The following is a 12698-nucleotide window of genomic DNA, read 5'->3' as shown; positions in this document are numbered from 1 at the left end:
TGCGGGGGCGCAGACTTTGCCGTAAAGCATCGCGCTTGACCACCCCGGCCGTGCTGGGCATGCTGGACGCCGCTGCGGGCATGTACGCCAGACCGCAGTACCCAGTGCAGGCGACGGAACGTGCCGCACGGTATGCCTATAAAAAGAACAGGATCTGCCATGGTCGCTTATGAAATCCTGATAGCTGACGATCACCCGTTGTTTCGTAGTGCCCTGCAACAGGCCCTGACCCTGGGCCTGGGCGCGGGTGTCAACCTGGTCGAGGCGGCCAGTATCGCCGAGCTGGAAAGCCGCCTTGGGGAGAAGACCGACTGGGATCTGGTCCTGCTCGACCTGAACATGCCGGGCGCCTACGGTTTTTCCGGCCTGGTTCTGCTGCGCGGGCAGTATCCGCAGATCCCGGTGGTGATGATTTCCGCCCAGGAGGAGTCGGCGGTGGTGGCGCGCTCGCGCGAGTTCGGCGCCAGCGGTTTCATTCCCAAGTCCAGTTCCCTGGAAGTCATCCAGCAGGCGGTGCGCCAGGTGCTCGACGGCGATGTCTGGTGGCCGCAGCAGACCGAGGAAGCGGCCAGCGTATCGGCCGAGGCGAAGGCCGCCAGCGCGGGTCTGGCCAGCCTGACGCCGCAGCAGTTCCGCGTGTTGACCATGGTCTGCGAAGGCCTGCTGAACAAGCAGATCGCCTATGAGTTGAGCGTTTCCGAGGCCACGGTCAAGGCGCATGTCACGGCGATCTTCCGCAAGCTCGGCGTGCGTACGCGGACCCAGGCGGCCTTGTTGCTGCAGCAGCTGGAGTCCATTCCCGCGGCGTCCTCCGCCTAGCCCGCTGCGCTCAACACCGCTTGCGCTGAAGCGGGCACTGCCCCTAATCTGCCGGCCCTTTCCGCAGCGGTTGAACGTAGATGTCGCCATTCAAAGGACAAACCGGGATCAGGCGTATCCTCAATGCCGCCGGCTATTCGCTGGATGGTCTGCGGGCGGCATTCCGTGGCGAAGCGGCGTTCCGCCAACTGCTGCTGCTCAATGCGCTGCTGATCCCCCTGGCGCTGTGGCTGGATGTCAGCCGCGGCGAGCGGGCGTTGATGGTGGCGGTGTGCCTGCTGGCGCTGATCGTCGAATTGCTCAACTCGGCGGTGGAAGCGGCCATCGATCGCATCTCCCTGGATCTTCACCCACTGTCCAAGAGTGCCAAGGACATGGGCAGTGCCGCCCAACTGGTATCCCTGACGCTGATCGCCAGCGTGTGGGCCGTCATTCTGCTGGGGTGAGTGCCCCCTCTAGGGCTGTTGACGTTTCTGCGCTGCGTTGAACCGTCAACAGACCCTGGGCAGCACGATCTCGTCGCTGCGCCTGATGCCGGCGGTCAGCGCCCGGCACAGCTCGAGGAACTCGCGCATGGCGGCGGTCTGGTACTTCTGTTTGTGCCAGATGAAATAGAACTGCCGGCGCAGATCCAGATCCGGGGTTTCCACGGCCACCAGGCTGCCGCGGCGGAAGGCATCGCGCAGGGCCAGGCGGGAAATGCAGCTGATGCCCAATCCCGACTCCACGGCGCGCTTGATCGCTTCGGTGTGCTCCAGCTCCAGGCGGATATCCAGGGCATCGGAGTGGTGACGCATGGCCTGGTCGAAGGTCAGGCGGGTTCCCGAACCCTGCTCGCGCAGGATCCAGGCCTCGCCGGTCAGCTCCTTCATGCTGGCGTGGCCGCGCCGCGCCAATGGATGCTGGGGGGCGCAGAACACCACCAGTTCATCTTCGACCCAGCCCTGTACCTCGATGTCCGGATGGCTGCAATCGCCTTCGATTAGACCCAGGTCAATTTCATAGTGGGCGACTTGTTGCACGATATTCGCAGTGTTCTGTACATGCAGTTTCACCTGGCTTTCCGGGTGCACCTTCATGAAGCTGCCGATCAGCAGGGTCGCCAGGTAGTTGCCGATGGTCAGGGTGGCGCCCACCGCCAGAGAGCCGAAGCCCGATTTGCCGTTGAGCAGATCCTCGATCTCCTTGGCCTGGTCGAGCAGGGCCACGGCTTGCGGCAGCAGTTGCCGGCCGAGGGCGTTGAGGCTCAGGCGTTTGCCGGCACGGTCGAACAGCTGGCAGCTGGATTGCCGCTCCAGTTCGGTGATGGAGGTGCTGGCCGCCGATTGCGAGAGCGCGAGCAGACCGGCGGCGCGGGAAACACTCTCCTGCTGAGCGACGGCAACGAATACCTGGAGCTGACGGAGGGTAAATCGCATATCTATATAACCGATAACCTATATCTTGATAATTCATTTAACAGATATTCTTGCCGCTATTAGAATGCCACGCAATTGCGCTTACGCTTCAGCGCCCGTGAAGTTTTCAGGAGTCCATCGATGAGCAACATGAACCACGAACGCGTTCTCAGTGTTCACCACTGGAACGATACGCTGTTCAGCTTCAAGTGCACCCGCGATCCGGGCCTGCGCTTCGAGAATGGCCAGTTCGTGATGATCGGCCTGCAGCAGGAAAACGGTCGTCCGCTCATGCGCGCCTATTCCATCGCCAGCCCGAACTGGGAAGAGCATCTGGAGTTCTTCAGCATCAAGGTGCCGGATGGCCCGCTGACCTCGCAGTTGCAGCACCTCAAGGAAGGCGACGAGATCATCATCAGCAAGAAGCCCACCGGCACTCTGGTGCTCGATGACCTCAACCCGGGCAAGCACCTGTACCTGCTCAGCACCGGCACCGGCCTGGCGCCGTTCATGAGCGTGATCCAGGACCCGGAAACCTACGAACGCTTCGAGAAGGTCATCCTGGTTCACGGCGTTCGCTACGTCAACGAAGTGGCCTACCGTGAATTCATCACCGAGCACCTGCCGCAGAACGAGTTCTTCGGCGAGGCGCTGAAGGAAAAGCTGATCTATTACCCGACCGTGACCCGCGAGCCGTTCGAGAACCAGGGCCGTCTGACCGACCTGATGCGCAGCGGCAAGCTGTTCGCCGACATCGGCCTGCCGCCGATCAATCCCCAGGACGACCGGGCGATGATCTGCGGTAGCCCGAGCATGCTCGACGAAACCAGCGCGGTGCTCGACAGCTTCGGGCTCAAGGTCTCCGCCCGCATGCGCGAGCCGGGTGATTACCTGATCGAGCGGGCCTTCGTCGAGAAGTAAGCGGCGCGGGTCGGTCGGCCCGAGCAACAAGAATCCGGAACGCCTCGCGGCCTTCCGGATTTTTTATGGCCTGCCATCCCTGGCGGCCACCCTGCGGGCCGTCGCCAACGACGTTAAAAAATTCTCCCGGAAATTTTTATGCCTGGCGTTTTCTGCTGGCCTTTGTATCCGGGAAGCAAGCGCCGGGACGATTTGACGTCGTAGCAGCCGCGACCCCGCGGCGAATGGTGGCCACGCCACGGATTCTGTGGGATGACCACGATCGCATCGCGCCGAGGTCGGCGCTCCTACACGAGCGGTGGTTTGCCGCGAACCGGGTGGGAGCCGCGACCCCGCGGCGAATGGCGGCCACGCCACGGATTCTGTGGGATGGCCACGATCGCATCGCGCCGAGGTCGACGGTCCTACCCGAACGGTGGTTTGCCGCGAACCGGGTGGGAGCCGCGACCCCGCGGCGAATGGTGGCCACGCCAAGGATTCTGCGGGATGACCATGATCGCATCGCGCCGAGGTCGGCGCTCCTGCATGGGCGGTGGTTTGCCGTAATCCCGTAGCAGCCGCGACCCCGCGGCGAATGGTGGCCACGCCACGGATTCTGCATGATGGCCACGATCGCATCGCGCCGAGGTCGACGCTCCTGCATGGGCGGTGGTTTGCCGCGATCCAGTAGGAGCCGCGACCCCGCGGCGAATGGTGGCCACGCCACGGATTCTGTGGGATGGCCACGATCGCATCGCATCGCATCGCATCGCGCCGAGGTCGACGGTCCTACCCGAACGGCGTTTGTCTGGCGGGGACCGCTTTATTCGTCCATCTGCGACTGCAGGTAGTTCTGCAGGCCGACGGCACGGATCAGGCCCAACTGGGTTTCCAGCCAGTCGATGTGTTCCTCTTCCGAGCAGAGGATGTCTTCGAGCAGTTCACGGCTGGCGTAGTCGCCGATGCTCTCGCAGTAGGCGATGGCTTCTTTCAGGTCGATGTGCGCCTTGTGCTCGATCTTCAGGTCGCACTCGAGCATTTCCTGGGTGTTCTCGCCGATGAGGATCTTGCCCAGGTCCTGCAGGTTGGGCAGGCCTTCGAGAAACAGGATGCGCTTGATGAGCTTGTCCGCGTGTTTCATCTCGTCGATGGACTCGTGGTACTCATGCTTGCCGAGCTTGGTCAGACCCCAGTCTTCGTACATGCGCGCGTGCAAGAAATACTGGTTGATCGCGACCAGCTCGTTACCGAGGATCTTGTTCAAATGTTGAATGACTTTCTTGTCGCCTTTCATGGTCGCTGGGCCGCCTTCGCCTGAAAATAGTGAACCGATGGCGAATTCTGGGCTTGCGATTGCTGGCTGTCAAACGTAAGTTATTGAAATATAAGTAAAAATAAATATTAATGAGAGTGTTTAAGTTATGCGTCTTGGGGCTAACTCATTGAATTTCAGGCATAAAAAAACCGGATCCAGGATCCGGTTCTTGAAGAAAGGGTTATTTCAGGCGGCAACAAAATTTGCAGGGTAGGCCAGCAGTGCCTGTCCTTGCTGGACTTCGCCGAGGGTTTCGCGAACGACCTGCTTGGCCAGGCAGGCGCATTTGCCACATTGGCTGGCGACGCCGAGGGTCTGGCGAACATCACGGTAGCTGCAGCAACCTTCATAGATCGCTTCACGAATCTGACCGTCGGTGACACCTTCGCAGAGGCAGACGTACATGGCTTGGCCCGTCGCTTTGGAGTGGCTGTTGGCGACGGATACTAATGTTAATGAGAATGCTTGTCAAAGATCAGGCGTCTTTCAACAAGGTGAAAGATGTATCCGCGGATGAACGGTCGGGTCGTGGCTTCAAGCTTCAAGCTTCAGGCGAGGGATGGGGGCGAGTCTTGGCGCATTTTCCATCCACCACTGCGGCGACCGGTGGTGGAACGATGAAGCGTGTTCCACCCTACGGGATTCAGCAATGAGCACGCAGAATGGCCGGATTCGCGTAGGAGCCGCGACCTCGCGGCGAATCGTGGCCATACCGCGATTTTGCAGCATGGCCGCCAGCGCATCTCGCCGGGGGCGACGCTCCTACTGGTCAACCCTGACTGCGAACGGGCGCTTGCAGCCTGAGACCATTGTCAAACGATCTGCGTGCACAGCCCTTCTTCCAGGCCGAGCATGATGTTGAGGTTCTGCACCGCGGCCCCGGATGCGCCCTTGCCGAGGTTGTCCAGCTTGGCGACCAGCAAGGCCTGCTGGCCGCTGGCGGAGCCGTAGACCTGCAGCTCGGCGCGGTTGCTGCCGTTCAGGCCGTGGGGGGTGACGAAGGGGGCGGAGTCGGCCGGAATCTCGTTGTAGGGCAGTACCTGAACGAACTGCTCGCCCTGGTAGTAATCGCTCAGGGCCTGCTGCAGCGCGGCGCCATTGCTGCCTTGCAGCGGGATCATCACCAGCATGCCCTGGTCGTAGCTGCCCACGGCGGGCTGGAAGATCGGCCGCGCCTGCAGGCCGGACCAGTGCTGGATTTCCGGAATGTGCTTGTGATCGAAGCCCAGGCCGTAGGCGGCATACACCGGCGCATTGTCCTGCTGGTAGCGTTCGACCATCTTGGTGCCGCCGCCGGTGTAGCCGGATACGGCATTGATGCTCAGGTCGCGATCGGCGCTCAGCAGGCCGGCGGCTATCAGCGGGCGCAGCAGGAGGATGGCGCCGGTGGCGTAGCAGCCCGGATTGCTCACGGCGCTGGCGCTGGCAATCGCCTCGCGCTGGCCCCTGGCAAGTTCCGCCAGGCCGAATACCCAGCCATCGGCCGTGCGGTGCGCGGAGCTGGCGTCCAGTACGCGGCAGCCGGCTGCGCGCGCCTGGGTCGCGGTTTCCCGGGCGGCGTCGTCCGGCAGGCAGAGCACGGTCACGTCGACCGAGCTCATCAGTTCGCGCTTGGCGTCCTGGTCGCGACGTTTATCGTGATCGATGGTCACCACCTCGATCTGCGGGTGGCTGGCCAGACGCTGGCGGATCTGCAGGCCGGTGGTGCCGGCCTGTCCATCGATGAAGATCTGATATTTTTTCATGGCATTCACTCGTCGAAGTCTTCCCAGCCGCCCATTTCCTTCCAGCGATTGACGATGCCGCAGAACAGTTCCGCGGTCTTCTCGGTGTCGTAGCGGGCGGAATGGGCTTCGCGACCGTCGAACTCGATGCCGGCGGCCTGGCATGCCTTGGCCAGCACGGTCTGGCCATAGGCGAGGCCGGCGAGGGTGGCGGTGTCGAAGCTGGAAAAGGGATGGAAGGGATTGCGCTTGAGCTCGCAGCGGGCGACGGCGGCATTGAGAAAACCCAGGTCGAAGCTGCTGTTGTGACCGACCAGGATGGCGCGTTTGCAGCCATTGGCTTTCAGCGATTTGCGCAAGCCGCGGAAAATCTCGGTCAGCGCATGCTCCTCGCTGACCGCCATGCGCAGCGGGTGATCGAGCTTGATACCGGTGAACTCCAGTGCCGCCTGTTCGATATTGGCGCCGGCGAAGGGCTCGACACGGAAGAAGTGGGTGTGATCCGGGTAGAGAAAGCCGCCTTCGTCCATGCCGATGGTGGTGGCGGCGATTTCCAGCAGGGCATCGGTGGCGCTGTTGAAGCCGCCGGTCTCGACATCCACCACCACCGGCAGGTAGCCGCGAAAACGCGCCGCCATGGGATGGCGGGCAGCGCTGCTGACCGGGGCGTCCTGGTCGTCGTCGAACTGTTCTTCACTCATGGGGTGCTCTCCAGCAGGCGCCAGCGCAGAGATTCTCCGGCGCGCAGCGGAATGACGGTCTGCTCGCCGAACGGCAGGCTTGCCGGGGCGTTCCAGTCTTCGCGGATCAGGGTGATGCTGTCGGTATTGCGGGGCAGGCCGTAGAAGTCCGCGCCGTAGTGGCTGGCGAAGGCTTCCAGCTTGTCCAGGGCGTTGCGTTGCTCGAACGCCTCGGCGTACAGCTCGATGGCGGCATAGGCGGTGTAGCAGCCGGCGCAGCCGCAGGCGGCCTCCTTGGCGTGCCGGGCGTGGGGCGCCGAGTCCGTACCCAGGAAGAACTTGGCGCTGCCGCTGGTGGCGGCGTCGAGCAGGGCTTGCTGGTGCGTGTTGCGCTTGAGGATCGGCAGGCAATAGAAGTGCGGGCGAATGCCGCCGACCAGCATGTGGTTGCGGTTGTACAGCAGGTGCTGGACGGTGATGGTGGCCGCCACGTTGCTCGGCGCCTGCTTGACGAACTCGGCGGCATCGCCGGTGGTGATGTGCTCGAACACCACTTTCAGCGTGGGGAAGCGCTCGACCAGACGGCGCATGTGTTCGTCGATGAAGCGTTTCTCGCGGTCGAACACGTCCACATCGCTGCGCGTGACCTCGCCGTGCACCAGCAGCGGCATGCCGACCTCGGCCAGCGCTTCCAGGGCCGCGGTGATGTTGTCCAGGCTGGTGACGCCGGAATCCGAATTGGTGGTCGCGCCGGCCGGGTACATCTTGGCCGCGTACACGAAGCCGCTGGCCTTGGCGGCGCGGATATCCTCGGCACTGGTGCGGTCGGTGAGGTAGAGCACCATCAAGGGTTCGAAACGGCTGCCGGCCGGGCGCGCGGCGAGGATACGCTGGCGATAGGCACCGGCCTCGGCGGCATTGCGCACCGGCGGCACCAGGTTGGGCATGACGATGGCGCGGGCGAAGGTGCGCGCGACATCGGCGACGGTGTGCGGGAGCACCGCGCCGTCGCGCAGGTGGATATGCCAGTCGTCGGGACGCAGCAGGGTGAGGCGGTCGGTCATGGAAGCTTCCAGGCGGGGCGAAACAGGCTTCGAATGCTACCGGAAAAGCCGTGCGGCGGCACGCCGCAGAGTGCCTGCGCTCAAGTTTTTGCAGCGGCCACCGATACCCACAGGGAACGCTGTCATTCTCGTGGAGCCCGCTGTGCGCCAGCCCTTTTGCCTCATCTTCGGTTTGCTCGCCAGCGCGGGCCTGAGCCTGCCGGCTACCGCGATCAGCTTCCAGACGCGTCTGGAGAAGGTCGAATGGCAGGTGGCCGGTGATCAGTTCGAGTGTCGCCTGGCGCAGCCGATCACCGATTTCGGCGCCGGCGAGTTCGTCCGCCGCGCCGGTGAGCAGGCGACCTTCCGCCTGCAGGCCAGGGAGCGTTGGCTGGGCAGTGGCTCGGCCACCTTGCTGGCGGCCGCCGCGCCCTGGCAGCCGGGGCGCGGTGACATCAATCTCGGCGTGGTCAGCGTCGCTTCCGGCGAGGTGCCGTTCAACAGTTCCCAGGAACAGGCCGGGCGCCTGCTGACCGGCTTGCTCGAAGGGCGCAGCCCGCTGGTGCGCCACCGTACCTCCATGGGCGGGGAAAGCCTGGAGGTGCGCCTGTTGCCGGTGCACTTTCGCAAGGCCTACGACGATTACCTGGCCTGTACGGCCAAGCTGCTGCCCGTCAATTTCGAACAGGTCCGGCAATCCAGCGTCGGCTTCCCGGGCGGCGGGGTGGAGCTGGACCCCATGGCCAAGGCCAGGCTGGAGATCATCCTCGGCTATATGAAGGCCGATCCGACGGTCAATCGCATCGAGCTGGACGGCCACGCCGACAACAGCGGCAACCGCCTGACCAACCGCGACCTGTCGCGCCGTCGTGCCCTGGCGGTCATGGAATACCTCAAGGCCAATGGCGTTCCCGAGGAGCAGATCACCCTGCGGTTCCATGGCGAGCGCTATCCGCTGGTGCCCAATAGCAATGCCGCCAACCGGGCGAAGAACCGCCGGGTCTCGGTGCGCCTGGAGCGGGTCCCTGCGGCCCCTGCCGAGCCGGCCAGCGAGACGCCCGCCACAGCGCCCGCCGCGCCGGCGGCGACCTCCTGAGCACGCATCCGCCTGTCGCCTCAGCGTCATCGCCTGTCGCGCCCCTGTAAATCATGGCGCGCGGGCAGTAGAATCACGGGTTTTCCGAACAACCCCGTGGAGTGGATGGCATGGCCGACGTTAACAAGGTAGTCCTGGCTTATTCCGGTGGCCTGGACACCTCGGTGATCCTCAAGTGGCTGCAAGATACCTATAACTGTGAAGTGGTGACCTTCACCGCTGATCTCGGCCAGGGTGAGGAAGTCGAGCCGGCCCGCGCCAAGGCCCAGGCCATGGGCGTCAAGGAAATCTACATCGACGACCTGCGCGAAGAGTTCGTGCGTGATTTCGTCTATCCGATGTTCCGCGCCAACACCCTCTACGAGGGCGAGTACCTGCTGGGGACTTCCATCGCCCGTCCGCTGATCGCCAAGCGCCTGATCGAGATCGCCAACGAGACCGGCGCCGACGCCATCTCCCATGGCGCCACCGGCAAGGGTAACGACCAGGTGCGCTTCGAACTCGGCGCCTACGCGCTCAAGCCCGGCGTGAAGGTGATCGCGCCGTGGCGCGAATGGGACCTGCTGTCGCGCGAGAAGCTGATGGACTACGCCGAGAAGCACGCCATCCCGATCGAGCGCCATGGCAAGAAGAAGTCGCCGTACTCCATGGACGCCAACCTGCTGCACATCTCCTATGAGGGCGGTGTACTGGAAGACACCTGGACCGAGCACGAAGAGGACATGTGGCGTTGGACCCGGTCCCCGGAAAACGCGCCGGATAGCCCGACCTACATCGAGCTGACCTACCAGGCCGGCGACATCGTCGCCATCGATGGCAAGGCCATGACCCCGGCCACCGTGCTGGCCGAACTGAACCGCATCGGCGGCGAGAACGGCATCGGCCGCCTGGATATCGTCGAGAACCGTTTCGTCGGCATGAAGTCCCGCGGCTGCTACGAAACTCCCGGTGGCACCATCATGCTCAAGGGTCACCGCGCCATCGAGTCGATCACCCTGGATCGTGAAGTCGCGCACCTGAAAGACGAGCTGATGCCGAAGTACGCCAGCCTGATCTACAACGGTTTCTGGTGGAGCCCCGAGCGCCTGATGCTGCAGCAGATGATCGATGCCTCCCAGGTCAACGTGAACGGCGTGGTCCGCATGAAACTGTACAAGGGCAACGTCATCGTCACCGGGCGCAAGTCCGACGATTCGCTGTTCGACGCCAATATCGCCACCTTCGAGGAAGATGGCGGTGCCTACAACCAGCAGGACGCGGCGGGCTTCATCAAGCTCAATGCGCTGCGCATGCGCATTGCCGCCAACAAAGGTCGTCAGTTGCTGTAAGAGCGCCCGCTCTTGCTGCGCCACAGCCCTCTCCCCGAGGGCTGTAGCGTGTGACGTGCCGCACTCTTTGGTAAAAAATCCTCGATCCTCGCGCTTCTCCTGCCGCCGAATTTGCCGTGCATGGCTCGATTCTGTCGAGCAAAAAGTCGCCGAAAAGTAGCGAATATCTGGTTAAAGGTAGGTATCTGATCAGATCGTGGCAGACGTGGCATGCGTTGCCGCATTGTCCGTCACGCTGGGTCTGCTGCTGTTTTTCTATAGTGGCCCTACGGTATCATTGCCCTCTCGAATGAGTTCCCCCCTGTTTTCGGAGTTCCATGTGAAAGGATTTCAAGCCGCACCGGTTGCCGCCTGCGCAGCCTTGCTGACCCTGCTGGCCGGCTGTGCCACCGAGACGTCGCGCGCCCTGGAAGTGGCCCAGGTACAGACCGCCAACATCGCCTATTCCGGTGTCCGTACACCGATCGCCGTAGGCAAGTTCGACAACCGCTCCAGCTACATGCGCGGAATCTTCTCCGATGGCGTCGACCGTCTCGGCGGCCAGGCCAAGACCACGCTGGTCACCCATTTGCAGCAGTCCAACCGCTTCAGCGTTCTGGAGCGCGAGAACCTCGCCGAGCTGAGCCAGGAGGCCGGTTTCAAGAGCCAAGCCCAGACCCTGCGCGGTGCCGATTATGTGGTCACTGGTGACGTCACCGAGTTCGGCCGCAAGGAAGTGGGCGACCACCAGCTGTTCGGCATTCTCGGCCGTGGCAAGCAACAGGTGGCCTACGCCAAGGTCGCGTTGAACATCGTCAATATCTCCACCTCCGAGGTGGTGTACTCCACCCAGGGGGCGGGTGAATACGTGCTGTCCAATCGCGAGATCATCGGCTTCGGCGGTACCGCCAGCTATGACTCGACCCTCAATGGCAAGGTGCTCGACCTGGCCATGCGCGAAGCGGTGCAGCGCATGGTCGCGGCCATCGACCTGGGCGCCTGGAAACCCTGAGCGCCTGTTTGCTGCCTTGCCGGGCCCTGGCTCGCGCAGGCGCTGAACGCGTTAGTCAACACATAAGGAAATCATCGATGACGCATGTATCCGCGAGGCAAGCGCTATTGCCGCTCGCACTGGCCGGCCTTGCCTGGCTGCAGGGCTGCGCGACGACCGATAACTCGCTGTATCAGTGGGAGGGTTATCAGTACCAGGTGTACGAACACTTCAGCGGCGAAGGCAGTACCGAGCAGCAGATCGCCGAACTGGAGAAGGGTCTGCAGAAGATCCGCGCCAGGGGCAAGACACCGCCACCGGGCTACCACGCCCATCTGGGCATGCTCTATGCGCAGCTCGGCAAGGACGATCAGGTCGTTCAGCAGTTCAACACCGAGCAGGCGCTGTTCCCGGAAGCCAAAGCCTACATGGACTTCCTGCTGAAGAAGCAGGACTAGTAAGAGGGATCTTGCCGTGAAAACACTTATCCGTGCATGCGCGCTGCTGGGCATGGCAGCGCTGGTCACCGGCTGCGTCACGCCGCCGCCGGCCTATGATTACACCGCCTATCGCGAGAGCCGTCCGGCATCGATCCTGATCCTGCCGCCGCTCAACGAAACCCCCGAGGTCAAGGCGACCTACGGCATGCTGTCGCAGATGACCGCTCCCCTGGCCGAGGCCGGTTACTACGTGCTGCCGGTGGCGCTGGTCGACGAGACCTTCCGTCAGAATGGCCTGGATAACGCTGCCGATATCCACCAGGTCGCCCCAGCCAAGCTGCGTGAAATCTTCGGTGCCGACTCGGCGCTGTACGTCACCGTGGTGCAGTACGGCTCGACCTATACCCTGTTCGACAGCTCGGTCAGGGTCGAGGCCAAGGCCAATCTGGTCGATCTGCGCAGTGGCCAGTTGTTGTGGAGCGGCTCGGCGCTGGCTACCGACCAGGGCAATAACAACAGCGGTGGCGGCCTGGTGGGGATGTTGATCACCGCCGCGGTGAAGCAGGTGATGAACACGCTGACCGATGCCACCTATCCGGTTGCGGGCATGGCCAGCGGGCAGTTGCTTTCCGCCGGGCGTAGCAACGGCATCCTGCACGGCCCGCGTTCGCCCCGCTACGACATGCAGTGAGCCCCGGGTGCCGCCGGCACGGGGCGTCAGCGCACAACGAAAAGCCCCGCAGCGATGGCGGGGCTTTTTCGTTTACAGGTCGAAGTCGTATTCGGCCAGTTGCTTGTGCAGACGGCGCTCTTCGAGGAAATTGTCGATGATGCGGCGTTTGGTCAGATTGGTCTTCGCCACTTCAACGGGGGCTTCATTGTCGTCAGTCTCTTCGCTGACGAAGTCTTCATCGATCTCGAGGTCTTCTTTGCCGGTGCTCATTCGCTTCACTCCAGGCTACAGGGGCCATTTGCCGACCTTATAA

At 63.0% G+C, this 12698-nt stretch carries 15 protein-coding genes; 8 read left to right on the top strand and 7 right to left on the bottom strand.

All coding sequences use genetic code 11. The annotated features are described in order from the left end of the window. Positions 1-159: 159 nt before the first annotated feature. Together erdR and DNK34_RS10835 are read left to right on the top strand one after the other, a co-directional pair. Positions 160-819: a response regulator transcription factor ErdR gene (gene erdR / locus DNK34_RS10840; RefSeq protein WP_131174731.1), complete on the top strand. Its 660-nt coding sequence runs from the start codon at positions 160-162 to the stop codon at positions 817-819. An 80-nt stretch (positions 820-899) separates the two neighbouring features. Continuing rightward, a complete protein-coding gene (locus tag DNK34_RS10835) occupies positions 900-1265 on the top strand; it encodes a diacylglycerol kinase (protein WP_131174730.1) in 366 nt (121 codons plus the stop codon). Positions 1266-1310: 45 nt separating this feature from the next. Here the strand turns inward: DNK34_RS10835 and DNK34_RS10830 are convergent, their stop codons facing one another. Beyond that, a complete protein-coding gene (locus DNK34_RS10830; protein ID WP_131174729.1) occupies positions 1311-2237 on the bottom strand; it encodes a LysR family transcriptional regulator in 927 nt (308 codons plus the stop codon). A 120-nt stretch (positions 2238-2357) separates the two neighbouring features. Between DNK34_RS10830 and fpr the strand changes: the two genes are divergently transcribed. Next, positions 2358-3137 carry a ferredoxin-NADP reductase gene (gene fpr, locus DNK34_RS10825; protein ID WP_131174728.1) on the top strand — a complete coding sequence of 260 codons (780 nt, stop codon included), beginning with the start codon at positions 2358-2360 and terminating at the stop codon, positions 3135-3137. An 802-nt stretch (positions 3138-3939) separates the two neighbouring features. On the opposite strand, the gene bfr is transcribed toward fpr, so the two are convergent. The 5 genes from bfr to pyrC all read right to left on the bottom strand — a co-directional run bounded on the left by bfr (position 3940) and on the right by pyrC (position 7899). After that, on the bottom strand, positions 3940-4410 hold the full coding sequence (gene bfr / locus DNK34_RS10820) for a bacterioferritin (protein ID WP_131174727.1): 471 nt from the start codon (positions 4408-4410) through the stop codon (positions 3940-3942). Positions 4411-4617: 207 nt separating this feature from the next. Continuing rightward, positions 4618-4836 (bottom strand): bacterioferritin-associated ferredoxin, encoded by a 219-nt coding sequence (locus DNK34_RS10815; RefSeq protein WP_131174726.1) that lies wholly within the window; start codon positions 4834-4836, stop codon positions 4618-4620. Positions 4837-5243: 407 nt separating this feature from the next. Further along, positions 5244-6176: an N-acetyl-gamma-glutamyl-phosphate reductase gene (gene argC, locus DNK34_RS10810; RefSeq protein ID WP_131174725.1), complete on the bottom strand. Its 933-nt coding sequence runs from the start codon at positions 6174-6176 to the stop codon at positions 5244-5246. Between the two features lie 5 nt (positions 6177-6181). Beyond that, a complete protein-coding gene (gene rnt, locus DNK34_RS10805) occupies positions 6182-6856 on the bottom strand; it encodes a ribonuclease T (RefSeq protein WP_131174724.1) in 675 nt (224 codons plus the stop codon). Further along, the gene (pyrC, locus tag DNK34_RS10800) at positions 6853-7899 is read right to left on the bottom strand and encodes a dihydroorotase (protein WP_131174723.1); all 1047 of its coding nucleotides are present in this window, start codon (positions 7897-7899) and stop codon (positions 6853-6855) included. Before pyrC ends, rnt begins: the two co-directional genes overlap by 4 nt. Positions 7900-8041: 142 nt before the next feature. Here pyrC and DNK34_RS10795 point away from each other — a divergent pair, with 142 nt between their 5' ends. The 5 genes from DNK34_RS10795 (at position 8042) to DNK34_RS10775 (ending at position 12403) form a co-directional block, all read left to right on the top strand. Further along, positions 8042-8974 carry a flagellar protein MotY gene (locus DNK34_RS10795; RefSeq protein WP_131174722.1) on the top strand — a complete coding sequence of 311 codons (933 nt, stop codon included), beginning with the start codon at positions 8042-8044 and terminating at the stop codon, positions 8972-8974. Positions 8975-9084: 110 nt separating this feature from the next. Continuing rightward, positions 9085-10302, top strand: coding sequence for an argininosuccinate synthase (locus DNK34_RS10790; protein WP_131174721.1), 1218 nt, complete (start codon positions 9085-9087; stop codon positions 10300-10302). A 319-nt stretch (positions 10303-10621) separates the two neighbouring features. Further along, on the top strand, positions 10622-11293 hold the full coding sequence (locus DNK34_RS10785) for a CsgG/HfaB family protein (protein ID WP_242675314.1): 672 nt from the start codon (positions 10622-10624) through the stop codon (positions 11291-11293). 77 nt (positions 11294-11370) lie between these two features. Continuing rightward, on the top strand, positions 11371-11730 hold the full coding sequence (locus DNK34_RS10780; protein ID WP_131174719.1) for a DUF4810 domain-containing protein: 360 nt from the start codon (positions 11371-11373) through the stop codon (positions 11728-11730). Positions 11731-11782: 52 nt separating this feature from the next. Next, a complete protein-coding gene (locus DNK34_RS10775; RefSeq protein WP_131174758.1) occupies positions 11783-12403 on the top strand; it encodes a DUF799 domain-containing protein in 621 nt (206 codons plus the stop codon). A gap of 72 nt (positions 12404-12475) precedes the next feature. On the opposite strand, the gene DNK34_RS10770 is transcribed toward DNK34_RS10775, so the two are convergent. After that, entirely contained in the window at positions 12476-12655 is a 180-nt protein-coding gene (locus DNK34_RS10770; RefSeq protein ID WP_131174718.1) for a PA3496 family putative envelope integrity protein, read from the bottom strand. Between the last annotated feature and the right edge of the window lie 43 nt (positions 12656-12698).

Source organism: Phytopseudomonas dryadis (assembly GCF_004327355.1).
GTDB lineage: Bacteria > Pseudomonadota > Gammaproteobacteria > Pseudomonadales > Pseudomonadaceae > Aquipseudomonas > Aquipseudomonas dryadis.
Note: the sequence above shows the minus strand (reverse complement) of the source record. Positions and strands in the feature narration are given on the sequence as shown.